At 53.9% G+C, this 957-nt stretch carries 1 protein-coding gene; it reads right to left on the bottom strand.

Translation table 11 applies throughout. The annotated features are described in order from the left end of the window. On the bottom strand, window positions 1-957 hold a 957-nt coding region (locus tag OGY17_RS00035), incomplete at both ends, for an Ig-like domain-containing protein (protein ID WP_286606201.1).

Genomic DNA, 957 nt, shown 5'->3' with positions numbered 1-957 from the left:
TGCCATTGAAGGTTAAGGTGACAACATCGTCTTTCTGCGCATCGCCGCCAACCGGCCCCGTGATGATCGTCTTATGCAGGCTGGACTCGGCTTTACTGATAATGTCATCACTTGCGACGGTATCGATGCCGATAGAGGCGCTGGCGTCCAGATCCAGCCCAACGTGGTGTTTCGTCACCGCCGTCATTTCGTTGCCATGCTCGTCCGTGGTATGGATGCTGGCATGAATCACCGGGTTGTTGACCAGGTTCTGGGTATCCACCGGGATATGGTAGACCAGATTGCCGTTCGCCAGCTTCTCCACTTCCCCCGAATAGTGTTGACCATTAATCACCAGCTGAACGGTGTCATGCTCTTTTGCATCTCCGCTCACCGTGCCACTGATGGTGGTCTTGCCGTGATTGTCCGTCGATTCCTTGATGTTGATAAAGTTATCAGCCGTCACGTCATCAATGGTGATATACGACTGTGTATACAGATCGGCGCTGATGGTTTTGGTTTCAGAATGCGTGACGCTGTTCCCTGCCGGATCCGTAGAGGTAACAGAAACCGTAAATTCCGGATGAGTTACCAGCTTATGGCTATTTACCGGGATGCTATAGCCCAGTCCACCGCCCGCCAGCGCGATAACCACACTGTGAATCACCTCGCCGCCCTTCAGTGCCAGGGTAACCGTATCCCCCATCTTCGCATCCACGCCGGTTACGGTACCGGCGATCTGCGTAAAGCCGCCGTTCGCGGAAAACTCCTTAATATTAATAAGGTCATCACCCGCGACGGTATCGATATGTACCGTGTTTTCCGCGAAGTTGTCGATATGCACATCATGGCTGCTGGTGGCAATCGCCAGATTGCCCGCCGCATCGTGGGAGGTGACGCTGACATGGACCGTCACCTCTTTCAGCACATGACCGACGTTGTCAGAGAACGCCGCAGAATCCACCTCGATGCGATAAC

This window comes from Citrobacter sp. Cpo126 (genome assembly GCF_030332445.1).
Taxonomy (GTDB): Bacteria; Pseudomonadota; Gammaproteobacteria; order Enterobacterales; family Enterobacteriaceae; genus Citrobacter; species Citrobacter portucalensis.
This window is presented reverse-complemented; position numbering and strand designations above follow the sequence as displayed.